The organism is Flagellimonas crocea, from assembly GCF_033441595.1.
Taxonomy (GTDB): Bacteria; Bacteroidota; Bacteroidia; order Flavobacteriales; family Flavobacteriaceae; genus Flagellimonas; species Flagellimonas crocea.
In genome coordinates this window covers 276,361-302,720 of record NZ_JAUZVX010000001.1, presented here as the reverse complement: position 1 = coordinate 302,720, position 26,360 = coordinate 276,361, and the positions used below count along the sequence as shown (strand labels likewise).

Annotated in this window: 24 protein-coding genes and 1 tRNA gene; 8 read left to right on the top strand and 17 right to left on the bottom strand. The window is 41.8% G+C overall.

Going from position 1 to position 26,360, the window contains the following annotated elements; genetic code table 11:
• Positions 1-488: 488 nt before the first annotated feature.
• The 8 genes from SD449_RS01420 to SD449_RS01385 form a co-directional block, all read right to left on the bottom strand.
• The gene (locus SD449_RS01420; RefSeq protein WP_318308237.1) at positions 489-1,241 is read right to left on the bottom strand and encodes a LytR/AlgR family response regulator transcription factor; all 753 of its coding nucleotides are present in this window, start codon (positions 1,239-1,241) and stop codon (positions 489-491) included.
• A 34-nt stretch (positions 1,242-1,275) separates the two neighbouring features.
• Positions 1,276-2,184: a 1,4-dihydroxy-2-naphthoate octaprenyltransferase gene (menA, locus tag SD449_RS01415; RefSeq protein WP_318308236.1), complete on the bottom strand. Its 909-nt coding sequence runs from the start codon at positions 2,182-2,184 to the stop codon at positions 1,276-1,278.
• A 2-nt stretch (positions 2,185-2,186) separates the two neighbouring features.
• Entirely contained in the window at positions 2,187-2,786 is a 600-nt protein-coding gene (locus SD449_RS01410) for an SPOR domain-containing protein (RefSeq protein WP_318308235.1), read from the bottom strand.
• A gap of 152 nt (positions 2,787-2,938) precedes the next feature.
• The gene (locus SD449_RS01405; RefSeq protein ID WP_318308234.1) at positions 2,939-3,769 is read right to left on the bottom strand and encodes a CvfB family protein; all 831 of its coding nucleotides are present in this window, start codon (positions 3,767-3,769) and stop codon (positions 2,939-2,941) included.
• 78 nt (positions 3,770-3,847) lie between these two features.
• Positions 3,848-4,189, bottom strand: a complete 342-nt coding sequence (locus SD449_RS01400; RefSeq protein ID WP_318308233.1) for a DUF2853 family protein — start codon at positions 4,187-4,189, stop codon at positions 3,848-3,850.
• Positions 4,190-4,226: 37 nt separating this feature from the next.
• Positions 4,227-5,963 carry a 2-succinyl-5-enolpyruvyl-6-hydroxy-3-cyclohexene-1-carboxylic-acid synthase gene (gene menD, locus SD449_RS01395; protein ID WP_318308232.1) on the bottom strand — a complete coding sequence of 579 codons (1,737 nt, stop codon included), beginning with the start codon at positions 5,961-5,963 and terminating at the stop codon, positions 4,227-4,229.
• A 54-nt stretch (positions 5,964-6,017) separates the two neighbouring features.
• Positions 6,018-7,079 carry a chorismate-binding protein gene (locus tag SD449_RS01390; RefSeq protein WP_318308231.1) on the bottom strand — a complete coding sequence of 354 codons (1,062 nt, stop codon included), beginning with the start codon at positions 7,077-7,079 and terminating at the stop codon, positions 6,018-6,020.
• Entirely contained in the window at positions 7,060-7,482 is a 423-nt protein-coding gene (locus tag SD449_RS01385) for a PaaI family thioesterase (RefSeq protein ID WP_318308230.1), read from the bottom strand. The genes SD449_RS01390 and SD449_RS01385 overlap by 20 nt, the downstream gene beginning before the upstream one ends.
• A gap of 61 nt (positions 7,483-7,543) precedes the next feature.
• On the opposite strand from SD449_RS01385, the gene SD449_RS01380 reads away from it, so the two are divergent.
• The gene (locus tag SD449_RS01380; RefSeq protein WP_318308229.1) at positions 7,544-8,188 is read left to right on the top strand and encodes an alpha/beta hydrolase; all 645 of its coding nucleotides are present in this window, start codon (positions 7,544-7,546) and stop codon (positions 8,186-8,188) included.
• Positions 8,189-8,192: 4 nt separating this feature from the next.
• Here SD449_RS01380 and SD449_RS01375 read toward each other — a convergent pair whose 3' ends face one another.
• The gene (locus tag SD449_RS01375; protein WP_318308228.1) at positions 8,193-9,122 is read right to left on the bottom strand and encodes a hypothetical protein; all 930 of its coding nucleotides are present in this window, start codon (positions 9,120-9,122) and stop codon (positions 8,193-8,195) included.
• A gap of 77 nt (positions 9,123-9,199) precedes the next feature.
• Positions 9,200-10,456 carry an NAD(P)/FAD-dependent oxidoreductase gene (locus tag SD449_RS01370; protein ID WP_318308227.1) on the bottom strand — a complete coding sequence of 419 codons (1,257 nt, stop codon included), beginning with the start codon at positions 10,454-10,456 and terminating at the stop codon, positions 9,200-9,202.
• A 135-nt stretch (positions 10,457-10,591) separates the two neighbouring features.
• On the opposite strand from SD449_RS01370, the gene SD449_RS01365 reads away from it, so the two are divergent.
• Complete coding sequence (locus SD449_RS01365; RefSeq protein WP_318308226.1) at positions 10,592-12,142, top strand: M28 family peptidase; 1,551 nt, start codon at positions 10,592-10,594, stop codon at positions 12,140-12,142.
• 102 nt (positions 12,143-12,244) lie between these two features.
• Here the strand turns inward: SD449_RS01365 and SD449_RS01360 are convergent.
• Positions 12,245-12,320 (bottom strand) — tRNA-His (locus SD449_RS01360).
• Positions 12,321-12,624: 304 nt separating this feature from the next.
• On the opposite strand from SD449_RS01360, the gene SD449_RS01355 reads away from it, so the two are divergent.
• Complete coding sequence (locus tag SD449_RS01355) at positions 12,625-14,646, top strand: tetratricopeptide repeat-containing sensor histidine kinase (protein ID WP_318308225.1); 2,022 nt, start codon at positions 12,625-12,627, stop codon at positions 14,644-14,646.
• Here SD449_RS01355 and bshB1 read toward each other — a convergent pair whose 3' ends face one another.
• Genes bshB1 through SD449_RS01330 form a run of 5 tightly spaced genes read right to left on the bottom strand, consistent with a single transcriptional unit; the run spans position 14,647 to position 18,542 of the window.
• Positions 14,647-15,369, bottom strand: coding sequence for a bacillithiol biosynthesis deacetylase BshB1 (gene bshB1 / locus SD449_RS01350; protein ID WP_318308224.1), 723 nt, complete (start codon positions 15,367-15,369; stop codon positions 14,647-14,649).
• Positions 15,370-15,375: 6 nt separating this feature from the next.
• Positions 15,376-16,545: a trans-sulfuration enzyme family protein gene (locus tag SD449_RS01345; RefSeq protein ID WP_318308223.1), complete on the bottom strand. Its 1,170-nt coding sequence runs from the start codon at positions 16,543-16,545 to the stop codon at positions 15,376-15,378.
• 16 nt (positions 16,546-16,561) lie between these two features.
• The gene (locus SD449_RS01340; protein WP_318308222.1) at positions 16,562-16,864 is read right to left on the bottom strand and encodes a type II toxin-antitoxin system RelE/ParE family toxin; all 303 of its coding nucleotides are present in this window, start codon (positions 16,862-16,864) and stop codon (positions 16,562-16,564) included.
• Complete coding sequence (locus SD449_RS01335; RefSeq protein ID WP_318308221.1) at positions 16,848-17,081, bottom strand: hypothetical protein; 234 nt, start codon at positions 17,079-17,081, stop codon at positions 16,848-16,850. The genes SD449_RS01340 and SD449_RS01335 overlap by 17 nt, the downstream gene beginning before the upstream one ends.
• A gap of 51 nt (positions 17,082-17,132) precedes the next feature.
• Entirely contained in the window at positions 17,133-18,542 is a 1,410-nt protein-coding gene (locus SD449_RS01330; protein ID WP_318308220.1) for an MATE family efflux transporter, read from the bottom strand.
• 231 nt (positions 18,543-18,773) lie between these two features.
• Here SD449_RS01330 and SD449_RS01325 point away from each other — a divergent pair, with 231 nt between their 5' ends.
• The gene (locus tag SD449_RS01325) at positions 18,774-20,066 is read left to right on the top strand and encodes a M14 family metallopeptidase (protein WP_318308219.1); all 1,293 of its coding nucleotides are present in this window, start codon (positions 18,774-18,776) and stop codon (positions 20,064-20,066) included.
• Position 20,067: 1 nt separating this feature from the next.
• Here the strand turns inward: SD449_RS01325 and ccsA are convergent, their stop codons facing one another.
• Positions 20,068-23,235 (bottom strand): cytochrome c biogenesis protein, encoded by a 3,168-nt coding sequence (gene ccsA, locus SD449_RS01320; protein ID WP_318308217.1) that lies wholly within the window; start codon positions 23,233-23,235, stop codon positions 20,068-20,070.
• 133 nt (positions 23,236-23,368) lie between these two features.
• Between ccsA and SD449_RS01315 the strand changes: the two genes are divergently transcribed.
• The 4 genes from SD449_RS01315 (at position 23,369) to SD449_RS01300 (ending at position 26,339) form a co-directional block, all read left to right on the top strand.
• A complete protein-coding gene (locus SD449_RS01315; protein WP_318308216.1) occupies positions 23,369-24,130 on the top strand; it encodes a Rossmann-like and DUF2520 domain-containing protein in 762 nt (253 codons plus the stop codon).
• Positions 24,114-24,641 carry a KdsC family phosphatase gene (locus tag SD449_RS01310; protein WP_318308215.1) on the top strand — a complete coding sequence of 176 codons (528 nt, stop codon included), beginning with the start codon at positions 24,114-24,116 and terminating at the stop codon, positions 24,639-24,641. Before SD449_RS01315 ends, SD449_RS01310 begins: the two co-directional genes overlap by 17 nt.
• Complete coding sequence (locus SD449_RS01305) at positions 24,634-25,227, top strand: Maf family nucleotide pyrophosphatase (protein ID WP_318308213.1); 594 nt, start codon at positions 24,634-24,636, stop codon at positions 25,225-25,227. Before SD449_RS01310 ends, SD449_RS01305 begins: the two co-directional genes overlap by 8 nt.
• 167 nt (positions 25,228-25,394) lie before the next feature.
• The gene (locus tag SD449_RS01300) at positions 25,395-26,339 is read left to right on the top strand and encodes a septum formation inhibitor Maf (RefSeq protein ID WP_318308211.1); all 945 of its coding nucleotides are present in this window, start codon (positions 25,395-25,397) and stop codon (positions 26,337-26,339) included.
• The last annotated feature ends 21 nt before the right edge of the window (positions 26,340-26,360 follow it).

Genomic DNA, 26,360 nt, shown 5'->3' with positions numbered 1-26,360 from the left:
CCCTTTTTTCCTTTATTGCCCCCGATAATCAATTCTGTCAACAAAATGAAAATTAATGTCGAATCGTACTGTATGGGGTATATAAAGAACGTTAGTTTACCTACAAAATTAAATCCTACAGGAAAGAAGTGAGGGTTATTGTTGTGAAAGTCCAGTTTTCTGTTGTGAAAAGATAATGTTTGTATGTCAAGTGGTATTTTATCGATGTTTTGTGCCTTTTATGGAGTTTTCGATATAAATACGGACGTCCTAAAATTGAAAAAGGCCCTGCTTTTTACCACAAGACCCTTTTACGAGAACACTATATGAAAATGAAAAAATTACTTTCTTGATTATTACACTACTAAAGTAGAATCATTTGGCCTAAGGGTGAAAATATTGTTGTGAACACCTTAAAACTTGTGGTCACTCCCCCCTTGGCATGTTGTTTCAAAAAAAAAGTGCCTCGAAAAGGCACTCCTATATGGTTACGAAAGAATCAAATTGGGTTAACTGTTCATGGAGGAAAGTATAAACTCCTTGAAGTCCTTCGAGATCGGAATCAAATTATTGTTGATCATAATGTCCTTGGAATTGATGGCATCTATATGATCCACGTTGACGATATAGGACTTATGGGCCCTATAAAATTTGTTCTTCGGCAATTTTTCCAAATAATCTTTCAGTGGCGAGCGAACCAAGAATTTTTTATCCACCGTGTTGACCTCCAAATAAACGTTGTCCGCCTTGATGAACTGGATATCACTGAACTGGATTCGGTAGTACAAGTGCTGTTTTTTCACAAATATGGAGTCCTTTAGAACAGAGTTGGATGTAATTTCATCCGCGGCTTCGTCCTCCATTTTTTCTATGCTCTTTTTGGCATAATTGAAATTGGAAAGCGCTATTTCTATGGAGGTATAAAGATCTTGCTGTTCAAAAGGCTTCACCAAATAACCATCGGGCTTCACCGTTTTGGCATTCTCTACCGTGGCCCGGTCCGAGTTCGAGGTTACGAATATGAAAGGTATATTGTAGGTTTCCCGAATATGCTTGCCAAGATCGATACCGGTTTTATCCGAGGCCAGTATAATATCGATCAACACCAAATCAACATGGTTGTTTTTCAATACATCAACGGCTTGCTCGTAAACTATGACATTGTCGACAATCTCATAACCGATTTCCTCTAGCATGGATTGCATGTCATCGGCAATGATGACATTATCCTCTACGATCAAAATTTTTATCGGATGTTCCAAGTTACTTCTAAGTTTATTTGGTTGTAAATCAAATTTACAAAAAAATATTGACTGAAATGTAGAATAAAGTTGCTAATAAAAAGGTACTTAGCGCTACTTTTTTAAGTTCTACATCCAAATTTCCAGGGTTTTCTGTCTTCATTACTTTTCTTAAATGAATCAATAATGGAAAAAAGGCCAACATGAAAAATGATTCTTTCAAACCAAAACCCTTGATCCATACAAACACCGAAAAGCACAAAAGTGCCATAAGTATGAGAAAGCCATGATACCGCTTACCATTGTCAAAACCCATTTTAACGACCATGGTAATCTTACCGTGCTTTTTATCGGAAACCACATCACGCAGGTTGTTGAGGTTCAATACGGCAACGCACAGCAGGCCAACGGAAATCGCCGGCAATAGAGATGCCCAATCCAAAGATTGTATATAAAGAAACATACTGCCGAGCACGCCCAGCAGACCAAAGAACAAGAATACGAACATATCTCCAAGACCATGGTAACCGTAGGCATTGGAACCCACAGTATATTTAATTGCCGCCCAAACGCTCAACAGACCGAGTACAAAGAAAATGAGCACATATTTCAGGTTTTCCAAGCCAAAGGCCAAATAAATAAGGCTCATGGCCAAAACCATACTGATTACGATGGAAATTATGATGCCCTTTTTTAGGGAATTTTGGGTAATGGAACCACTTTGTATGGCCCGGGTCGGACCTATTCTGTCCTCATTGTCGGTTCCTTTGACCCCATCCCCATAATCATTGGCAAAATTGGAGGTCACCTGGAAACCAATGGTGGTCAATAAGGCAAATATGAATATTGAAAGTTGAAATTCCCCTACCATTGTTGCCAACGCTGTTCCAACAATGATTCCTGAAACGGAAAGGGGCAATGTGCGCAGTCTAGCAGCTTGTATCCAAGCCTTAGTATTTCCCAATGTTAATACGGATCTTCTATTTTAATTCTTTGACCATCCTGGTAGGAAGCAACAAAAGCATCTTGGAAGCCCATCTGTACCAATTGCTTTCTGAATTTTTGTGCCTCTTCCAAGGTTTCAAAATTACCGAGGGAATAGGCGTAAAAAGGATTGGTCTTTACAAAAAGGGTATTGGTCAATGCCTCGGAAGCCAAGGTAACATTGTTTTCCACAAAAGATTTTACTTGTACGGAATAGATTTTTTCCTTGTTCAAGAACTCTTTGGCCAAATAAAATTCCTTCACCAAACTAAGTTCCTCATTCTGGGACTTGAGATTTTCGATTCTGGCCCTGATGACATCCAAACTGTCCAAGGAAACCAGAACGTTGCTCTGGTTTTCAAAAGATTGTTTACTGGAAAGTCCGGCAGTAAAGGATGTGATGGCCAAAGTCCCTATTACAAAGAGTCCCACAAAGCCCAGAAGAATGTTTCGCTGCAATTTGATTTTGCGAAGATCTTTGTTCTTGTATTTTATCTGATCAAGAAGTCTTTCGTTAATAATTTGGGCCTTATCTATATCCTTATGAAGGTCCAACAAATCACTTTCTTCAATAAAAGGCATATCGTGAAGGGGGGTTATAATTATATGTTATGCTAAAAGCATAACAACCAATAAGTTAATCTGATTCCTTACAAAAATAAAGTTTTTGTCCAAAGAAAAAAACTTTAATTCCACAAAGCATCGCCGAAACTGGTTTCAATGCATTTTTTAATCTATAATAAATGAATGCCGTCGTCTAAAATATTGATCTTGCGCTGACGGTACAGTATCCCGACTCCTTTCTTGAATGCTTTTTTACTCAGGTGCAGGGTCTTTTTTATTTCCTCTGGGGACGATTTGTCGTGCAAGGGCAAAAATCCACCATTCTCCTCAAGTTTGTCCAAAATCATTTTGGCAGTAGGTTCCAACATTTTGGCCCCTATTGGTTGAAGGGAAATATCCAGTTTTTTATCCTCCCTTATATTTTTAATGAATCCGGTCAATTGGTCCCCTACGGAGATAGGCTTAAAAATATCGCTATCGAAAATAAGTCCCTTGTGCCTGTCCTCAACGATTACCTCCCACCCTAACGGAGTTTTTCGGTACACCAAAAGACTAACCTGGTCATTTTGGTCATACTCAAGGTTTTCGTTGGAAAGAAATTTATCCACCCTACTGGAACCCGTCAACCGCATACTTTCTTCATCCATATAGCAGTGAACAATATATTTTCGGCCCTCCACCATTCTTTCGGACTGTTCCCTAAAGGGAACTAGGAGATGCTTTTCCAGTCCCCAGTCCATAAATGCACCATAAGAACCGACCTCGACCACTTGCAAATGGGCAAAGCCGTTACGGACAATCTTTGGTTTCAACGTGGTCGAAATGGGGCGTTCGGCATTGTCCAAATAGCAAAAAACCTCGAGCTCCGCATCTATTTCAAAATCCTCGGGCACATACTTGTTCGGTAACAGGATTTCCGTACCTTCCTCATCGCCCAAAAAAAGCCCTATACTGGTGCTCCTGAGCACCTTAAGGGTATTGTAGTTTCCCAACTCTATCATTTGGTAAAGGTAGCGGTAAAAATGGGTATAAAAAAAGCCGCCATAAACGAGGGCAGCTTTTTTTTAGGTTTTGTAATCTTACTTATAAACCGATTCTTTTCCGAAGTGCTTGGTAAGCATGTAATAGATAACAGCTCTATGTTTGTTCTTCTCAGACCTCCCATAAGCGTCAATTACACTATTGATAGATTCCATCAATGCAGGGGTATCCGCGAGTCCCAATTTTTTTACCAAGAAATTGTTCTTTACGGTTTCCAGCTCCTTCTCGTCAGATCCAGAAACTTTGGAAGCATCCAAATTGTAAATGGCCGGGCCAAGACCAATCGTAACTTTGGTCAATAGGTCTTGATCGGGTGTCTCTCCAAATTTACTCTTGATATCCTCTGCGTACTTCTCTATAAGTTCGTCCCTTTTGCTCATACTGATTAGTGTTCTTTAATGATTTATAGCTAAGGTTCTAAGATATAAAATCGAAATACCCGAGCAAAATTTTATTGTTCAATACGCGCGGTGTTGTGACTTCCAAGATTTTTGGCTTCTGAGATTTTGAATAAAACTCCTTTAATGTAGCGTCCAATTCAGCTTCATTTTCTGCCATGATGTGCTCAAAACCATACATTTCTGCCAAATGCTCAGCAGATAGCTCATGGCTCGTCTCAAAAAAGGTCTCGAACTCCTCGGTATCCTCCATCCCGGGCAAGATCCGGAAAATTCCCCCACCTGAATTATTGATGAGTACAATCCTAAAATCCGGACGTATATATTTGTTCCACAATGCATTGCTGTCGTAAAAAAAACTTAGGTCCCCCGTAACCAAAACGGTAGGTTCCTTACTGTGTATGGAGCTTCCCACAGCCGTGGATGTGCTTCCGTCTATGCCGCTGGTTCCGCGGTTGCAGAAGACTTTCAACGATTCATCCAGTTCAAAGAGCTGGGCATACCTAACCGTGCTGCTGTTGGCCAAATGCACCTGATACCCTTTGGGTATGTTTTTTAGGATACGGTCAAAAGCGATAAAATCGGAAAAAGGAATTTCTTTGAGATATGCACTTCGCTTTCTCTCATAGTTGTCTTTTTTGAGCTCCCAAAATGCCTTGAAATCACTCTCACCGGATCTTTTGTCCCCCATTTTTTTAAAAAACTCATTGGGATGGCATATAATATGTTTTGTAAGGCAATAAAAAGTGTCGTTGGCCTTTTTTGTGTCAATATGCCAATGCTGCTTTGGCTTGTACTGCCGTAGGAAGGCCTTTATTTTTTTGGAAACGATCAAACCCCCAAAAGTAACAAGGAGTTCGGGCTGCAATTTTTGGAAAAGCTTTTCCCTGTTCTCGGATTTTTCAATGGGAGCGATAATACTGTCAATACTCTCAAAGAAATTTGGATGGTGCAAGTTGGAAGTGGTCTCTGTAAACAATACGGTATTACGGTCATTGGCCAACATATGCAACACATCATCTTCGATGGCGTTGGGCTGGTTTACCCCCACCAAAACCATTTTTCGCGGACTCTCCCTCCAAATCGATGCCAATTCATCCCAAGGCTCCTCAATGGCATGGTTTGTTTTGGAATCTTCGTCATCTCGAATATGAACCGAGGGTTCCTCTACCCTTCCGTACAATGGTTCTTCAAAAGGAATATTGATGTGCACGGGATATTTTTGATGGATGGTCACATCCAATGCCTTGGAAATTTCCCCTTCGTTGTACCGTTGGATGTCTTCCTGGTCACTTTCCAACAAGGATTTACCATATTTTGAAATGGTGTTCGTGGCATGGGAAACGTCCTGCTTCAGGTTGGCAGAATAGCCGATGTGCTTTTCCAGTACATTTTCCTGTCGGATGGTCTGCCCATCCCCAATATCAATGCGATAAGCGGGCCTATCCGCAGAGATTACGATAAGTGGAATATCGCTATAAAATGCCTCAGCCACAGCGGGATAAAAGTTCAACATAGCACTGCCCGATGAGCAAAGTACCGCCACCGGTTCCTGTAAATGCTGTGCCATTCCCATAGCAAAAAATGCCGCACAACGCTCATCTACAATACTATAACAGGAAAAAAATGGGTTTTTGGTAAAACTGATGGTCAGCGGAGCATTTCTGGATCCGGGTGAGATAACAATGTTTTTTATTCCCTTGGATTTAAAATATAGGACCAAGGTTTGTGCAGAGGGTATATCGGAATACATCATGGACTACAAAAATACATCATCTGTGCGGTATGTCCTCAAACTGAAATCTTGAATTTAGATGATTTCCAGCATGGTCCGGCTTTTGTTCTGGGTCTCGACCCATTCGCTTTCCGGATCAGAAGCTTCGGTAATTCCGCCCCCGACAAAAATCGAAGCCTTTTTGTCTTCCAATTGCATGCAACGGAGGTTCACAAAAAGTGATAGTTCGTTCTCACCGCTCAAATTCAATTCACCTAAAAAACCCGTGTAAAAAGTTCGCCGATAGTCTTCGTTAACCAGTATAAATTTTTGTGCCTCTTCCGTGGGGATTCCGCAGACCGCAGGTGTTGGGTGCAAAGCTTTTACCACTTCCCCAACCTTGAGATTGAGAAGCAAAGTGCCGCGTACCTCAGATCTCAGGTGCCAAAGGTTTCCGGCACGGACCGATTCTGCTTCATCAACTTCCAGTTGTTGGACGGTATGGGCCAATTTATCGCCAATGTACTCGGAAACCATCTGTTGTTCCTCTATTTCTTTACTGCCCCACTTCGGTTTTTCATTTTTGATATATGGAAGTGTTGCCGCCAAGGACATAGTCTGTAATTCCCGGTTCTTTATTTTCACCAAGGTTTCAGGTGTTGCGCCGCACCAAGTACCTACTTTGGGGTGGTAAAAAAGATATCCAAAGGCATTCGGATATTTGTTCAGGAGGGTCTTGAATACGTTGATGGGCGATTTGGTGAGAGGCACCTCAATTTTTCTGGAAAGCACCACTTTTTGAAGTCTCCCCTTTTGAATTTCCCTTATGCCATTTTTTACCAGTTGGATATGAACTTCCTTTCCCGAATCATCGAGGGAAATATCCGAAGTATTTTCCGCTTCTTCACGCGTGTAACTGCTTTTCCAGAATGTATCGGGCGTCACCAAAACTGTTTGTTCCCCCTCCTTAAAAGGGGCAAAAACAAAACCTTTTTCCGTAAAATCCAAGGGTTGATGGTGTTCCGCATCGGTTTGAAAAACACCAAAAATATCATTCTCTTGGGGCTTACGATAGATTACAAAGGGCAGACGATCTTTAAAACTGGTCTCTACCCTATTCCAAATTTCTTGAAGCTCCTTACTTTCTGGGTAACGCAATGGTGGTAAGTTTACAATTGGAAATCAAGTGACCTTCTTCATCAGTGATCTTTATCTCCCAAAGCTGGGTGGTGCGCCCTTTATGGATAATGGATGCCTTGGCATACACAAAGCCTTCTTTTATGGAACGAACATGATTGGCCGCAATTTCTATCCCGCGAACGAAAAATTTTTGTCCGTCCAAGAAAATATAGGAAGCTGCGCTACCGACACTCTCCGCCAAGGCTACCGAAGCACCTCCGTGGAGCACCCCGTCCGGCTGATGCACTTTGGGCGTTACGGGCATTTTTGCCAAAAGAAAATTTTCCCCTACATCAATATAGGTAATGTCCAATGTCTCCATCAATGTGCCCTTGCAAATGTCGTTGCAAACGGACAGAATCTTCTCTTTATGCTCGTTCATCCTTGTATTTTTTGTAAAATTACATAAAGCTTCGGCAATATCTAAATAAGCGGTTTCGATTATGTCCAATACAGAAAAGACTGTGACCTATACCACCGAGAATACCTATCTGACTCAGAATGAATTAACCCCCAAAACAAAAAATGTATGGCTTGTTTTTCATGGAATCGGGTATTTGAGCCGATATTTCGTGAAGTATTTCAAAGGTTTAGATCCAAATGAAAACTACCTAATCGTTCCGCAGGCCCCTTCCAAATATTATTTGAAAAACGAGTACAAATATGTTGGTGCAAGTTGGCTGACCAAAGAAAACACTGCCACCGAGGTAAAAAACGTACTTAATTATATCGATGCGGTGCTTGAAGCGGAAAATATTCCGAAAGATGCAAATCTTGTGCTGTTTGGTTTTTCGCAGGGTGTTTCCGTCGCCACAAGATGGCTGGCCAGTAAAAAGGCCAAATGCAAGTTGGTTGCGCTGTATGCCGGGAGAATACCCAATGAACTCAAGGCCAATGATTTTGAGTTTTTGGACCATAATGCCACTTCCATTAAAATTATCTATGGTGACGAGGATGAATTTCTTACGCCAGAGCGATTAAAAGGCGAAAAAGTAAAGATCGATCGCTTGTTCCGAGGAAATGTAAAGACCATCACTTTTAAAGGAGGTCACGAAGTTAAACCTGAAATTATCGAGGGGCTGCTATAGCCGTCTATCGGTTTGAGGTTTCTTCATCGGGCGCCTCTTCTTCATAATATTTTATGGTCCTTGTAGTATAGGAATTGTCAGGGGTTACAATCTGCTTCACCCAATTGCTCGGTTTATGATCGTCAAACTGAAAAATGTATTTGTCCGTGGATTCGGTATTGATGGTCTTCTTGACCACCTTGCTCAAAATTCCCCCAGTGTAGTAGTAAAAACGCTTTTTTTGTGAAACGAATTCTTTTTCGGCAACATCATATAAAAAATCCTCGCTTGTGACCAATTTGCCATTGGTATTGAAGATTTCCTCTGTCGCCGTATTGGGTTCCCCATCTATATACTCCTTGGTCAAAATAATCTCTTGGGTGCCGTTCGGCATTTTTTTTGTCGATGTTCGCACCGATTTCTGTAGGATTCCATTCGTGAAGGTGCTTACGGTACGTTCATTCTTTACCTGCGAATATTCAAAGGTAGTCTCATCCACTCCTTCGTCGTTGGAGGATATGATCTTTACCAATTTTCCTTCATCATCGTAATGATACTGTTCTTGCTCCAAAAATTGCTTGTCGTAAGAAACAATTTTTTCGGTTACCTTTCGATGGGGCACGGAATCCACTTTGTAAAAGTTGGCCATGGAGGTGGATTCGTCGAGAACATTGTTTTTGTAGCTTTCCATTCGTTTTTCTACCAACTCGCCATTATCATATTTGTAGTATGTGATATCCTGATCGGAATCGTTGTACTGGGTAACGGTTTTGGTAAGCACTCCATTTTCATTGAACTCAAACAGTTCTTTCCCATAGTCCGTGGTTACCAAACAGGATTTGACCTTTCCCTTTAGGTTAAAATCTTCCAAATGGAAAATCTTCACTTCTTGGGACCATATGCCAACTATCTGAAAGAAAGTGCAGAAAAGTAAAATGGAGTAGTTCTTTTTCATGCTGTAAAATTAATCGTTAATAATGCAACTGAAAAATCTAAACAGCACATATCATGCCCCAAAACGAAAGAAATTACTTAAAATTTACGTTCAGGATCAAATGGGAGGATATCCATTGATGTTTTGGTCCCAGAAATCAGTTCCGTGACCAACTTTCCGGTTGCCGGCCCCAGACTCCAACCCATCATCGCGTGCCCTGTTGCAATCGTAAGATTATGGATGTTTTTGGGTTTTCCAATATAGGGAAGACCATCCGGCGATACTGGTCGTAATCCACATTGGGCGTTGTTTTTGGCCTCTGCAGGGATTTTCAGCCCATTGTAATAAGTTTCAACTCCTTGGGCAATGGCCTCCACCCGTTCTTTCCGAATAATATGGTTTATTCCCGAAAACTCCATGGTTCCCGCAAAACGGGTAAAGCCTTCCATTGGGGTAACCGCAATTTTTCGCTCCATTAATATGGCCGGCATGGTAATATGGGTGGGTTCCTCCATATTTATCCGATAACCTTTCCCCGCCTGTAAAGGTAATTTTAGGTTCAATTTTTTTGATAGGTCGCCGGTCCAAGATCCTGCGGCAAAAACAACCTCGTCCGGTTCGTAGGAGGTCTTATTTGTTTTGATTTCGGTAATTTTTCCCGAGGACATGGAAATATCCTCTAAAGCCTCATTTTTTTGAATATTCACTCCTGCACGTTCCAAGTATTCCACCATCCTCTTCATGATCAATGGTGGGGTGGTATGTCTGTCACACTCCCAAAGAATGGCGCCCTTTGCATTAAAATCCACTTCTGGTTCCATTTTCTGCAATTCTTCTTTGGAAAGATGTTTGCCTACCAGACCCATTTCCGCTGCTTTTTCCACAACTTCCATTTCGTGGTCGCATGCTGCTTTGGTCTGGTAAACCATCAACAGCCCTTTGTCCCCAATTTCAAAATTGCCCAAATCCCCAGAGGATTTGATGCCTTCGAACAATTCCCGGCTCAACAGGTTAATGTCGCGAATTATGGGCATTGCCCATTCTACCTTGGCTTTGGTAGAGGATTTTTTAAAATACCACGCCCAGCGAATAAAATCGGGGTCCAGTCGGGGCTTCATATAAAACGGACTGGAGGAATTGAACATATATTTCAACCCTTGGGTGATCATTCCCGGAGATGCCAAGGAAACGATATGGCTCGGGGTAAGGTAACCTGCATTTACAAAAGAGGCCCCTGAACTAATATCAGATTTGTCCAGTACAGTTACCTGGTGTCCTTCCTTATGTAAAAAATATGCGGTGGAGAGCCCAACTATGCCCCCGCCAACAACGATCACGTTTTTATTCTTGCCCATATCCGTTGAGTTATATCGGTATCCTTAAAAGAGGGGCCAAGATAAGCAAAGGGCCTGAAAATGTTAATGTAGCCGTTGGGATTTCTTTATCAAACTTTTGATTACTTTTGGTGGATTCTGAAAACTTATATACGAATGAAAAAACTATCCTTATTGGTTCTGGGCTTGGCCTTTGCTTGCAATTCTTCACAAAAAACAGTTGCAGAGGCGCCAAAACCCGTTGCCGATCCCATTCCCTATGCGGAAACGATTACACAAGATAACTTAAAAGAACATTTATTCACATATGCTTCGGACGAGTTCGAGGGCAGGGAAACCGGTACCCCAGGGCAAAAAAAGGCGGTCGAATACCTTAAAGCCCAATACGAGTCCATGGGCATTCCACCTGCCCAATCCAACGGGGATTATTTTCAAAAAGTGCCCTTGGAAATGTCAAAGGTGCCCGAGGGAAGCTTGACCATAAACGATAAAGCTTTTGAATTGGGGGAGGACGTTCTTACATTCTCTCAAGCCAAAGGCAACTACGATAATATTGTCTATGTTGGCTATGGTATTGAAGATGGTGATTATTCCGATTATACCGGGGTTGACGTAACAGGAAAATTTGTATTGATAAAAGCGGGTGAACCGGTGGGCGACAATGGCGTGTATGAAATTACAGGCAATATGGAGAAATCCGTTTGGAGCAACGCTTCGGAGGCCATTGGCAAAAAGCGTGATATTGCCAAGGAAAAGGGAGCTATCGGGGTATTGTACTACGACATGTTGACTTTTCCGAGATTCCAAGGCTACTTTCAATTCATGAAAAATAACAACAGTGGTAGGGTTCAGTTGGCTTCCGACAAGAGCGATGATGTTCTTATCTATTTGAACGAAGATGCCGCCAAGACCTTAAAAAGTGATATTGAAGAGGACAATGTGCCAAAACCCATTACTGCGGATATAAAAATGGACATTACCAGTGGCAATGATCAAATAGACTCGGAAAATGTGGTGGCCTTTTTAAAAGGTTCGGAAAAGCCGGACGAGTATGTGGTCATATCCTCGCACTTGGACCATATCGGTATTACCAATGGTGGAGAAATCAACAATGGCGCCGATGATGACGGTTCAGGTACGGTAGCATTGTTGGAGATTGCACAAGCTTTCAAAAAAGCAGCGGATGCGGGCAATGGGCCAAAACGATCTTTGGTTTTCCTACATGTGACCGGTGAGGAAAAAGGACTGCTGGGTTCCAGGTACTACACCGATGTTGATCCCGTTTTTCCTTTGGAAAATACCGTGGTCGACCTTAATATTGATATGATAGGGCGCATTGACCCCAATTACAAGGGTGCTAGAAACTATTTGTACCTGATCGGGTCGGATAAATTAAGTACAGAGCTTCACAAGCTGTCCGAAGAGGTCAATAAAAAATACAGCAATATTGAATTTGATTACACCTATAATGATGAGAACGATCCCAATCGTTTTTATTACCGAAGCGATCATTATAATTTTGCGAAGAACAATATTCCGATCATTTTCTATTTTAATGGTACGCATGCGGATTATCACCGACCTAGCGATACCCCGGACAAAATCAATTATGATCTTTTGGAAAACCGTACCCGTCTTATTTTCCATACCGCTTGGGAAATCGCCAACAGGCCCAGTAGACTATTGGTGGACAAAGCTGCTGATTAAAAGCTTGATTGACAAAATAATAAAGCCCTCTTGATGAGGGCTTTTTTTGTACTTACATAAAAAAAATCCCAAACCATAAGGTTCGGGATCTTCTAAACTCAAGGGTGGAAGACCGGGTTCGAACCGGCGACCTCTGGAACCACAATCCAGCGCTCTAACCAACTGAGCTACAACCACCGTTTAAAGCGGTTGCAAAAATACTTTTTTGTAATGATTCAACCAAAATATTTTTTAAAATCCATCAATTTATTATAGTAAAAGACTGCTATCGTACATTATAGTAGTTGCTATACAATTTCCCGATTAAATGCACGTTTTTAAGACCAAACACACTTTTTTGGGTGGTTCACAACATTTACTTCCCTAAAAGGCGTTTTAAATTTAATTTTACGGCAAATATTTTCAACCCATTGTTGTCAGAAAAAAACCTCATAACTATTTATAAAACGCCACTGAAGTGTATCGTTGTCTGTGCCTTATTCATGGGTGCTATGGTATCCGTATCGGCACAATCCTCCAGTGAAAGGGATAGTCTGGCCAACAAACTGCATCGGTTGGAATCAACAAATAAATTTAATCCGAAGGATACCACCCATATAAAGCTTTTGATCAATCTAGCTTTTTCCTATAGATATTTGGATAGTGACAGTTTGTACTCCATCGCTTCGCGAGCATTAAAATATAGTAGGGACATCAACTACGCCTACGGCGAAATAAATGGCTTGGATGCCCTAGGTAACTATCACTATAATAAAGGTGAAAGGGAAAAAGCAATGCCAATGTTTCAGAAAGCAATGGAGCTTGCCGTAGAGATTGATGATGTTTACTCGGAACTATCTATAATAAATACCCTGGCACAAAATTATAGTTATGAGGGAAATTACGCCGAGGCGCTTTCCCTTAACCTAAAAGGAATCGATTTGGCCAAGGAAGTGGATGACAAGGCCACCCTTTCCATATTAAATGAAAATATAGCCAGTCTCTACGCAGATCAAAAGGATTTTAAGAACGCCTTGATGTTCTACGATACCGTGCAGAAAATAAATAGGGAACTTGGAGATGAGGTAATCGATGCCGAGACCCAGAGCAACATGGCTTCCTTATATAAGGATTCCAAGGATTTTAAAAATGCCATGTTCAACATAAACAGGAGCATAAGTACTTTTGAGAAAAATAAGGTGTATGATTGGCTTGCTTATGCCTACGAGGTAAAGGGGGACATTTATCTGGATCAAGAAAAATACAAATGGGCACTCTACTGGTATGATCAAAGCAACATGCTTTTCAAGCATCAAATTGAGGATGACAGGATCAAGATTCAATTGATGAACGGCATGGCCAAGGTTTATTTAGGTCTGGAAAAAGATAGTCTTTCCCTAATCTATGCCCAAAAGGGTCTTGCGCTTTCCCAAAAGATAAAATCCCTACAAGGGGAAATCGACTGCTCCGAAACGCTGTACAAGGTGTACAAGAAAAGTGGTGATGACCAAAAGGCATTGGCTTATTTGGAAACTTTTAAAAGTTTGTCGGATTCCTTGTTCAAGGACAAGAACAAGCAGAGTTTGTCGCTCTTGGAGACCAAATTACATCATGAGCTGGAAAAACAGGAGTTGATAGAGGCCAACCAAGAAGCACTGGCCAGACAACGAAACTATATTTATTTTTCGGTAATCATCCTCCTTATTTTGACCATCATAACTTTTGTGGTAAGAAGAAGTGAAAAGATTCAGAAAAAACTGAACAAAGAACTCAAGGAAAAATCCAAGGCGGTTACACAGCGTGAATCCGAACTGCACGAGATAAACAAGACCAACACCAAGCTTTTTTCTATTATTGGCCACGACCTAAGAGGACCTATCGGAGGTTTGCAGGGTATTCTTAAAATGTTCACAGAGGGAGAGATTACCACCAAGGAACTGGTTTCCTTTATCCCCAAATTAAAAACAGATGTTGACAATATTGCGTTTACCTTGAACAACCTGTTGTCCTGGGGAATGAACCAATTGAACGGGGTGGTCACCAAACCAAAAAGGGTATCGCTATCCTATTTGGTAGTCAACAACATTCAGCTATTATCGGAACTGGCGAGCAGCAAATCCATCAAGATTATCAATCAACTTCCGGAAAATCCACGGATTTGGGCCGATAACAACCAAATTGATATCGTAATCCGAAACTTGCTGAGCAATGCCATCAAGTTTACCCCGGAAAATGGCCTTATCACCATCGAGGCAAAAGAAATAGAAGATATGTGGCAAATTTCCGTGCGGGACACTGGTATTGGTATGACATCTGAAGTACAAAAATCCATTTTCAAAAATTCATCCAACATTACAACCTACGGAACCAATAACGAAAAAGGTACTGGACTTGGTTTATCGCTCTGCAAGGAAATGGTTCAGAAAAATAAAGGTGAAATTTGGGTGGAAAGCGTTCCTCGCAAGGGTACCACTTTTTATTTTACAGTACCCAAATCACAGAACAGGTACCAAAAAGCCTCTTGATCAAATTAAATCTTCCAGGCTGTCCACACCAACGTAACGCTCCACGGTAAAGCCTTCCGCATACTCCACCCCTATTATCCTGCCTAGGTCCCTTGCCCTGTAAATCACGCTATCGGTAAAGTTTTTACTGCTAATGGGAGTCTCCGGTTCATCACTATTGGGGTCATAGAACTGTGAACTGTAAGCCATGATCGCATCGGTTTTCGTATCAATAAATCCAGATACATCCACCACAAAATCCGGTTTTAGGTTTTTCCACTGAATATAATGGTAAACTTGCTTGGGCCTCCAGGCCTCTTGCCATGCATCGTCCCCGTCCATTTTGGTGTCAATTTTCATCAGGCCGCTCAAAAAACAGGCATCACTCACCAATTTACTGCCACGACCATGATCAATATGGCGGTCTTCCACCGCATTGCAGAGCACAATATCTGGTCTGTATTTTCTTATGATTTTGATGATTTCCAGTTGATGGTCTTTGTCATTTACAAAGAAACCATCCGCAAACTGCATATTCTCGCGAACGGCAACACCTAAAATTTCTGCAGCCTTGGCCGCTTCCTTGTCCCTGATTTCAGCAGAGCCACGAGTTCCAAGCTCTCCACGGGTCAAATCAACAATGCCGACCTTTTTTCCTTTGGAAACTTCTTTTGCAATGGTGGCCCCAGCCCCCAATTCGGCATCATCAGGATGTGCACCGAATACTAAAATGTCTAATTTCATATCATCTTAAGCAGTAACGCTCATGGATTTTACCTTGGCAATTGCCTGTTCAATATCCGCTATTAAATCTTCTGTTTCCTCGATTCCAAGGGAAAAACGAATCAACGAATCCTTGATCCCTTGTTTTGCCCTGTCTTCCGCGCTCATCAAAGCATGCGACGTTTGTGTGGGCGAAAGTACGGTGCTTTCGATTCCTGCCAAGCTCATGGATGGTTTTATCAATTTTAGTTCCTTAAAAAATTGCGAAGCATCTATTTCTGGATTCAATTCAAATGATAGCATACCGCCAAAACCTTTCATCTGTGATTTGGCCACTTCATGACCAGGGTGGTCTTTAAGTCCAGGATAGTACACATTGTCCACATCCTTACTTTGGCTCAAATAGGTGGCCATTTGCATCGCATTCTCATTTTGTGCCTTTACTCGGATGGCCATTGTTTTTAAACTTCGCTCCAAAAGCCAGACCGTGTAATCGCTCAAGCTTCCTCCAAAACAAATTCCTGTTTGCCACACCTTGTCCATGTGCTCCTGTGATGCGGCCACTACACCTGCACAGATATCGGAATGTCCTCCCATATATTTTGTTGCACTGTGCACTACCACATCAATCCCAAAATCAACAGGGTTTTGGTTGATAGGGCTGGCAAAGGTATTGTCGATCATGGACAGGATTCCTTTCTTTTTTGCCAAATCGGCCACTCCTTTTACATCGGTAATGGTCAACAAGGGGTTGGATGGTGTTTCCAGATACAGCACTTTCGTGTTTGGTTTGATTTCTTTCTCAAAATCTTCGACTTCCCAACCCGTGGTAAAGGAATATTCAATACCAAATCGTTCAAATTGGCTTACGGCAAAATGATAGGTGCCTCCATAAATGGTCTGCTGCAACACTATATGGTCCCCTTTTTGCAAAAAAGTCATCAACGCCGTGCTGATGGCGGCCATGCCGCTACCAAAAATCAAAGCAGCCTCGGTATGCTCCAAGGCTGCCAGTTTTTTACACAATGCCTCTTGATTGGGCGTGTTGTAATATCTTGGGTATCTTTTGATGTCTACATCCTCAAATTGGTAGGATGTGCTCATATACAACGGGGAAACTGCCCCTTTGAACTCCTTGTCCTCCAACTCCCCCACATGGGTACATATGGTATTGAGTCCTTTTATATCGTTGTTCATATTGACGTTTTCTTCTTTATACTTTGAGTTTGTCAGGGTCCTGTCTATTGGAGAATAGTGAAAGTATCTCTACCGAATTGGAATTGATTCGGTAATATAGATTGGTGTATTTGGCAATGACAGCCCTTCGAACATTCTTTTTCTTTTTTGAGACCTGAAACAGTTCTGGATTCTTGGAAATCAGTTCAATGGTATGGTCAAGCTCTTGAGAATAGTTTCTCAATTCTCTTTCCGTCCAATTTTCTTGCAAATATTGGATGATTGATTTCAACTCAGAGATTGCATTGTGGGTCCATAGGATTTTATAACCACTTGTCATATAGTTTTTTCACCTTTGTATGCGACTCGATATTTCCAGAAGCAGCATCCTTTAAACCATTGTCAATGGATTCTTTTTCTTCTTTGGAAATTTCCTTCCACCAATCGGTCTTCTCATTTTCCCGAAGCTTTATAATTTTCTCGATAATGGATTCATCGTTCAAGGTAGAAAGCCATTGAATCAATTCAATCTTTTTATTTTGAAAGTTTACATCCATAAATTCCAATTTACGATTTTTAAACGGATTGTATCAAAGATACGAAACCCGTCATACTTGGACTTTCTTCCACTTCCCTTTTTTAAACCAGACCATGGCCAAAACCGCAATCAGTATTTCCGCCAATGTGATGGCAACAAAAACCCCTGTCGCGCCCCAACCAAGTACCAAGGCCGATATATAGGCCAATGGCAATTGGAACAACCAAAAAGATATGAAATTGATTTTTGTAGGCGTTCGGGTATCCCCTGCCCCATTAAAGGCTTGGGTCATCACCATACCATAGGCATAAAAAATGTACCCCAACGCAATGATCTGAAGGCAAAGTGCCCCGCTCTTTACCACTTCTGGAGTTGTATTGAACCAAGAAACAATGGTTTTTGCAAAAATGAGGTATCCCAAAGAGACCGTGCCCATAAAATAGGCATTGTACTTCCCTGTTTTCCAAACGGACCGTTCGGCCCTATCGGGTTGTTTCGCCCCAAGATTCTGACCTACCAGAGTAGCCGCGGCATTGCTCATGCCCCAAGATGGCATCAAGGTGAACATGATTACCCTAATGGCAATGGTATATCCTGCCAGTACCTCACTTCCGAATTCGGACATGATGCGCATTAAGAAAATCCAACTTGAAGTTCCTATCAAGAATTGGGCAATACCGCCCAACGAGACTTTGATTAAATTGAGCATCACCTTAAAGTTCAAAACCAAGTCTTTGGCCATTAGTTTGATTTTGCCCCAACCAAAAAACAGAATCCCCAATTGAAAAAGAACCGCCGTTCCCCTACCAATGTTCGTAGCTACGGCCGCACCCTTAACTCCCATTTCTGGAATTGGACCAAAACCAAAAATGAACATGGGATCCAGAATAATATTGAGTCCGTTCGAAAGTACCAAGGCCCACATGGCTATGGAAGCATTGCCCGCACCACGGAAAATGGCGTTGATCAAGAACAAAAGTACCACGGTGATGTTTCCTCCGATCAAAAATTGGGTATACCCATATCCTTGTTCGATCAAGTCGGGTTCACCGCCCATCAGCGCCAAAATATCTTTGGCATAGATGATTCCGATGATTCCGATTATAATGGAAATCACCACTCCCAAACTAATGGCCTGTACTGCGGCAATCCGAGCTCCGTCCACATCTTTTTCGCCTATCCTGCGTGCAACAACAGCAGTGGCGGCCATACTCAACCCAATGGCCAACGCATACACTAAAGTAATCACGGATTCAGTGAGTCCGATGGTGGCCACGGCATTGACGCTTACTTTGGAAACATAGGCAATGTCCACTAGCGCAAATATGGATTCCATGAGCATTTCCAAGATCATGGGAATGGATAGCATGAAAATGGCCTTTCGGATGCTTCCAGAGGTGAATTCTGTTTCCTTTCCAGAAATGGCTATCCAGAAATACTGTATAAATTTTTTAAATGAAATTGTATGTTGATGTGTCATTATCAAAGAATTATGTGTAAAAAAAGAAGTAAAATGTCGAGTTTCCGAAAAGTGTTCGGTTACATAAATCGGGTTTCCCCAATGGTGACATCTATCGCGTACATAATTCTTATAGCTTCATGATGATGCAAATATGCAAAAAAATCCGATATATTATTAAAATTTTTTTATTTACAACTCCGACTCATGTCGTTACCTTCGTAACCAAACCAACTCAAATAATTCAAAACCATGCGTATTAAAAGTTTGATTGCCATCGGAATATTGTCCTCCATGGTGCTTTCATCTTGTAAAAAGAAACCAGAAACTGCCGAAACAGAAGAAAAAACGGGATACCAAGGTCAGGGCAAAAGCCCTGTTGTGCCCACGGTGGACAAACCCGTTCAAAAACAATGGAGAGGTGTTTGGGCCTTTAACGACAGTACTACTTTTTTTTCCAATACATTTGATGGTGCCCGATTGAACGGGGTGGCTTATGATGGCAACGACCACTACACCATTTGGGTGACGGCAGAAAACACCCCCATAAACGTGAGCCCGTGGTATGCTTTTCAAGTATGGTCGGATGAGCCACGCGAAATTATTGTTCAGTTAAACTATCAGGATTCCAGAAGTAGGTATTACCCGAAAATCAGTACGGATGGAAGAAACTTTGCTCCGCTGGACAGCACAAAATTTAAGGCCATCAACCCTGGAGAGGGTGAATTTGGCATACAAGCGGCCCCAGAATCCGCAGAACTCACCATTAGTGTGACCAAAGAACCAACTTGGATTACCGCACAAGAACTATACACATCTTCCGTTGTGCAGGAATGGGTGGATTCCCTGAGCCAAAAGCCATTTATCGAGAATTATCCCATTGGTCTTTCCAAAGAGAAACGTACCATGTACTTGATGGAGATCAACTCAAATGAGGATGCCACAAAAGCGTTGATGATCATTTCCAGACAACATCCGCCCGAAGTAACTGGGTTTTTAGCGATGAAATCCTTTATTGAAACCATTTCCGGTGATTCGGAACTGGCCAGAGCATTTAGACAAGAGCACACCATTTTTGTGGTGCCATTGATGAATCCTGATGGGGCCGACAACGGACATTGGAGACATAACATGGGCGGCATTGACCTGAACAGGGACTGGCAAAACTTTAATCAGCCTGAGACAAGAAACGTTCGTGATTTTCTTGTAGAAAAGGATAAAACCTATGATTTTGTTTTCGGGGCCGATTTCCACTCGACTTGGGATGACATCTACTACCCTATTGATACGACCGTGACCGGTGAAAAAGGAAAAATCATTTTTGATTGGATCAAGAACATCAGTGAAAGATTACCGCAAAAGAAAACCAATGTGAGCGCCTCCGACGAAATTGACCCTACCATGGTATCGAGCAAATACTTTTACGTACATCACGGGATGCCTGCCATTGTGTTTGAGCTTGGCGACAATACCTCTCGACCTTTCCTAAAGGAAAAAGGCAAGGTGGCAGCAGAGGAAATCATGAAACTTTTAATGGAGCAATAACCTATTTTTTGGCGTAATGCACTTTGTAACGCCAAAAACTGATTCCACCCAGAATAAAGACCCCAAGTACGGTATACCATACAAAGCTTGGGGTTATTACTTGGTCACCACTGGCATAACTATGTAATCCGACCAAATAGAAGTTTACCCCAAAATAGGTCATCATAATGCTGGCAAAGGCGACAATACTGGCAAAATTATAGATCCATTTACCGCGTAGACCGGGAACCAATCGCATGTGCAGAACAAATGCATACACCATGATTGAGATCAAAGCCCAAGTTTCCTTAGGGTCCCAACCCCAATAACGGCCCCAACTTTCGTTCGCCCATTGGCCGCCCAAAAAGTTACCAATGGTCAACATGACCAAACCGGTGGTAAGGGCGAGTTCGTTGATTACGGTAAGTTCTTTGATGGCAAGGTCCATACGTTTTTTGTTCTTTTCATTGGTAAGAACCATTAGTAAGAGGGTAACCACACCTAGAATCATCCCAACAGTCAAAGGTCCATAACTACCAACGATTACGGCAACGTGAATCATTAACCAATAACTGTCCAGTACAGGTACCAAATTGGCAATGGCAGGATCTACCCAGCTTTGGTGCGCTATCCACAACAACATGGAAGTTACAAAAGCACTTGCCGCTATGGTAAGCTCACTCTTTCGGCCAAGGGCCAAACCAATTCCCATGGTTGCCCAACCAACGTACAAAATACTTTCATAGGCATCACTCCAAGGCGCGTGGCCAGATATGTACCAGCGCAATATCAAACCTATGGTATGCCAGATAAAAAATAATATGATGGTACCTTTCAATAAATAAGCAAAGGCATCCAGAAATTTACGTTCCTTAAAAATTTTGGCAATCAATACAAAAAATAACAGGACGCCGACCATTGCGTAGTACTTGTACAAACGGTTGAACAGGTCCAGCTTGTTGTAGATAATCTCGGTTTTTATCTTAGTATCTGATGGTAATATTTCCTCCCCGTGATTCTTTTGGTTCTGTTTGAAAGCTTCCAACAATCTGTCAGGTTGGGAATAATCGCCTGTTTTGATGGATTGCTGCAAGGAGTTCAAATAATAGGGCATTGCATTTTTGATGAAATTGGCATAAAGCGAATCCTGAACTTGGTACTCTCCACCCCGATATTCCACTGCGGAAATCCATTTGTTGTTTTCATCGTTCAACAAAGGAAATATTTTTACCATTTGACCGCTCAAGGCAATATCCAGCAAGCTTAACCTTTCCCCTACTTTTTTAATGTCTTTTTCAAAATTGGAAGGATTGTTTGTGGAGGTTGCCTTTTCCAAGTAAGATCTCAACTTATAAGCTCCTTTCTCATCAAAAAAATCAGTGGCCTTCACATAATCCGTACCCTTCGGGACTCCAATTACTCTTCGGATACTATCGTTTTGCCATTTACCCACTTCAATAAAGTCCGCAGTGTACCAAACCCCTGGGTTTAGCATCATGGAAAGGAAAACCTGATTGGCGGACATGTCTTTATATTTATCCTTGCCACTCAGCTTTCTTAATAGTTCAGAGGCGAAGGTGTTTACAGGTTTCATACGTCCCTCACTATCCTGAAGTACCAAGGCCCCAAACTTCTCGGCGTGTTCCTTGGCCACTTTTGTCGCTTGAATTACCGAGTCTATCTGTGCCTGCGTTGGCAAATCGGAATGTTCATGAATCTCTTCTTGCGCATTTACCGATACAAAGGCGAAGAAAAGTGCAATCGTTGTCAATGCTGCTTTCTTTTCCTTTATTTTTCCGAGCATGGTCTGTAGATCCCTAAAACGTGTTTTTCCAAAGAACATAATGCCCATCAAACCAATGTACAGCAGAAAATAGCCAATGTAAGTAATCCAAGTGCCCCACCAATCGTGGTTTACGGAAAGAACGGTTCCTTTCTCATCCGGGTCAAAACTAGATTGAAAAAAACGGTATCCTTGATGGTCGAGGACGTGGTTCATGTAAATATCGTAATCAAAAGGGCGTTCGTCGTGCACAGTAACTTTACTCATAAATGAGGCATAGCCCGCTTCGGTTCCTGGATATTTTTCCGCAATAAAATCATTGAGTTCAATGGAAAAGGGCAATTCATATATTTTGGATCCATAGCTCAAAGAAAAATCCAATCCGCCCACATTGATCTTATCCGAAAAGTTGGAGTTTCCCTTGCTTCCCAGCAACTTTACTTCCTTGGTCTCGCCATTGGCGGAAATAGATACGATCAAAGCATCTTGGGTAACCTTAGTAATCTCCTCATCGGGTACTTTGACAATACCATAACGCCCTTTGATTATAGGGTCGGGGACCACAAATTGCATCCCCCCCATATTGTAGAGCGAACGCAGTTGCATTGGCTGAATGCTGTCGGTAGTAACCTCTCCTTGGAATTGATCGGCCATCCGCATAAAAGTTCCCTCAAAAGGCGATTTGATGCGATAGCCATTTTCTTCATCATAAAAAATATTGATGGCACCATCGGTCTCATTGTTCAGGGCAAAAAGAATATTATGGATACTAGCTATCTTACCATTCTCCAAATAGTGTTCGTGGCGCTGGCCATTGCCCGCTTCCACAATTTGAAGGTATTCGGTTCCATTTTCATCGGGAACGAGTCCTTTTTCGGCCCCTTTGATGAAATCCACAAAACTGATGGAGAACGGTTGCCCGTTAAAGTCAGATTTCCATGGTAGACTGGAGCGTTTTCCTTCCGGGGTCACTAGAATATCATCTTCAAGGACCCTTCTTTTGGTTTCTCCATTGATTTCCCCATCCACATAGGCGGTCAAATAAGTCTTGTCGGAATAAAATACTTTTTCCGTTGCACCTTCACGAATCGGCATCATTCCCTCATAACTGATATAACGGGTCACAAACGCACCGATTATAATCAGAATCCAAGAAAGGTGAAGAATCAACACCGGCCACTTTTTCCATTGTAACAACCGATATCTGTAAATGTTGCCAAAAAAGTTGATCACAAAAAATACCATGATCACCTCGAACCAAGTGGCATTGTAAATATAAATTCTGGCTGTCTCCGTACTGTACCAAGTTTCCACAAAGGTTCCCATGGCCATTGCCGTAGCAAAAACCAAAAAAAGAACAGCCATAAGTCTTGTGGAGAAAAGGGTTTTCTTAAGAATATCGATCATGGAAATACAATCTGCTTTCGGCTTGCAAAAATACGGCCTTTTTAGAACTTTGTTGTCCCCTTGTTCCATAAAAATCCAACAGAATTGTTAATTCTTGCAACAATGCATCAATGCTAAATTTGTAGTTTTGGGCATGCTCAAGATTGTGATTTTGGGGACCGGGAACCTCGCCATGCATCTTTTTAATGCTTTTGATAAGGCGGAGAACGTTACCGTGGCGCAAGTTGTTGGGCGCAATCTGGAAGATTTGCAGCAATTTTCCGGCCTCTCTCCTATATCCAATGATTTTGTTTCCATTGCCGATGCCGATGTGTATTTGATCGCGGTAAAGGATGATGCCATTGCCGAAGTGTCCAAATATCTGTCCAGCAAAAAAGGAATTGTGGCCCATACTTCGGGAGCTGTGGGCCTGAATGCCGTTCAATCGGATAACAGAGGTGTTTTTTACCCGCTACAAACCTTTACCAAAGGTAAGACTGTCAACTTTGCCCACATTCCCATTTGTATTGAATCAGAAGAAAAGGAATCTTTGGAAACCTTGCGCCTGTTGGCCGAATCCATCTCGGAAAACACCCATCATATTGATTCTGAACAGCGAAAAAAATTGCATCTTGCAGCCGTTTTTGTGAACAATTTCACCAATTATCTATACAGTATCGGTGAAGAGTTCTGTTTGGACGAGGGCTTATCTTTTGATCTTTTGAAACCATTGATCATGGAAACTGCGGAAAAAATACAGCGTATGTCGCCCAAAGATGCCCAAACGGGGCCTGCACGCAGGAACGATACCGAAAGCATGGAACGTCATTTGGAACTCTTACAAAAACAAGAACACATTGCACTCTATAAATTATTGAGCCAAGCCATAATACAAGCCAATGAAAAAAAATTATAAGGAGATTTTAAGCAACATTACCACTTTTGTTTTTGATGTGGATGGAGTTTTGACCGATGGCTCGGTCCTCATAACAACGGATGGCGAGCTACTTCGTAAAATGAGCGTCAAAGACGGATATGCACTCAAAACTGCCATTACCAAAGGGTATAACATCTGCATCATTACCGGTGGCACCAACCAAGGCGTCAAGGACCGTTTAAAAGGATTGGGCATAACTGATTTTTACATGGGCGCCCACCACAAACAGGAACCTTTGCAAGAATATTTGGAAATCCATGATATCGACCCTATGTCGGTGGTTTATATGGGCGATGATGTTCCCGACATCCCTCCCATGAAAATGGTTGCCCTGGCCACTTCTCCCCAAAATGCGGTACCTGAGGTAAAGGCAATTTCCGATTATGTATCCCACAAAAATGGCGGAGAAGGATGCGTCCGCGATATTATTGAGCAGGTTTTAAAGGTCCGTGGTGACTGGAACGATAATTTTAGCGCCAAGAATGACTAAAAATCCACTCAAAGACAAACTTAAGGGCAAAAAAATAATCCTAGGGTCTGGCTCCCCAAGGCGCAAAATGTTTTTGGAGGAATTGGGGCTCGACTTCGAAGTACAGCCCAAATCCGTGGAAGAAGTCTATCCTGATGAACTGCAAGGCCATGAAATATCGGAATATCTGGCCAGGTTGAAGGCCACTCCATTTATAGAAGAACTGGAACCTGATCAAGTTGTGATTACTTCGGATACGGTGGTTTGGCACAAAAATGCCTCCTTGGCAAAAGCGGCGGACAAAACTGAGGCGTTCGAAATGCTTCGTGCACTTTCTGGTGATTGGCACGAGGTAATCACCTCCGTTTGTTTTACCACTAAAGACTCACAAAAAACAGTAAGTAGCAACACAAAAGTAAAGCTGAAGGATTTTACGGATGAGGAAATCAACTACTATATTGAAACTTGTCAGCCTTTTGACAAAGCAGGTGCCTACGGCATTCAAGAATGGATCGGAATAATCGGTATTTCCGAAATTCAAGGTTCGTACACCAATGTGGTGGGACTGCCCACGGATTTGGTCTATCAATTTCTGATGGAGCTATGATCAGTTTCGATTTGCCAAAATGATTTTTACGGGACATCCTTTGGATGTTTTCGCGATTATCAAAATTTCCTTCATCATTGGATTTATAGTGTAAAATCCCGGTATCGGGAAAAGTTAAGTATCTTGTTATAAACCGACTTTACTGCTATCTTTGGAAAAATGCACCTATGAAAACCTCTATTTCAACTTTTTACACTTCTATTTTTATATTCCTTTTTTTTCTCACCATCGGATGTAAAGAAAGCAATACAGAACCTGCAACTAATACTTCCAATTCTTCTGAAATCGTGGAGAAACCTGCCAAAAACCCACTTTCGGAGGATTTCAAAAAATACTGGTATGCCGGCGAGGCGGAAATCACCTCCTACAAATTGGAACAGGCCCGTTACGGTGAACTCAGGGATGGCAATGCGGTTTTGATCTACGTGACCGAACCTTTTTTGCCCAAAGAGCAAGTGAAAGCAAACAATAGCAACCCCGAAAACGTTTCCGTCTTGAAGTTGAATGCTACAAAAAAATTTTTGACAGGGATTTATCCTTACTCTATTATGTCGAGCACATTTTATCCTGTTTACGACAACCAACATGCCATTAAATCCAGTTTGTCCGTCCAAGAATGGTGCGGACATGTGTACTCGCAATTGAACAATAGGGATCAATTTGAGTTTACTTCACATTCGTATTTTGAAGGAGAGGCCGATCAAGCCTTCACTTTGGAAAAATCCATGCTTGAAAATGAAGTCTGGACCAAAATCAGGGTCAATCCAGAAAATCTTCCTGTTGGGGATATTTCAATGATTCCCTCTTTGGAATATCTAAGATTAAGCCACCAAGAAATTAGGGGTTATGATGCCAGTGCAAGCATTTCAACTAAGGATGGCATTACAACTTACACCATTTCGTATCTCGAATTGGAACGAAATTTGATGATAAACTTCACGTCTTCTTTCCCCTATTCCATTGAAAGTTGGACGGAAGAATTTAAAAGCGGATTTGGTCAAAATGCAAAGCTTTTGACCTCCAAGGCATCAAAAATAAAAACGCTCAAAACTGCTTATTGGGGCCAAAATAAAAATAAGGATTTAATTTTGAGGGATAGCTTGGGTTTGTAGACCCAAACGGCTTCTATGTTA